Below are 402 nucleotides of genomic sequence, written 5' to 3' on the forward strand. Positions count from 1 at the left end.
TCACCGCAGCTTCGGGTCGAAGGCGTCGCGGATGGCGTCGCCGAGCATGATGAACGCCAGCACGGTCATCGCCAGGAACATCGACGGAGCGACCAGCGGCGGGGCGGACTCGCGATAATGCTTCGCCGCCGTCGAGATGTCGATGCCCCACGAGATCGCGTTGCCCTTCAACCCGATACCGAGGAACGACAACGTCGCCTCGGTCGCGATGAACTGACCCAACGCGATCGTGAGCACCACGATGAACGGCGCGATCGCGTTCGGCAGAATGTGCCGCAACATGATCCGCACATTGTTCGCACCCAGCATCCGCGCCGCCGCCACGTAATCCTGGCTCTTCGCCGAGATCACCGACGAACGCATCACACGCGCCGCCGTGGTCCAGCCCAGGATGCCGAGCAC

The 402-nt window shown here is 64.7% G+C and carries 1 protein-coding gene; it reads right to left on the reverse strand.

What is annotated here, in order from left to right; all coding sequences use genetic code 11:
* On the reverse strand, positions 1-402 hold a 402-nt coding region (locus OP04_RS48140), incomplete at its 5' end, for an ABC transporter permease (RefSeq protein WP_033346815.1).

The sequence above is a fragment of the Catenuloplanes japonicus genome (assembly GCF_000717135.1).
GTDB classification, from domain to species: domain Bacteria; phylum Actinomycetota; class Actinomycetes; order Mycobacteriales; family Micromonosporaceae; genus Catenuloplanes; species Catenuloplanes japonicus.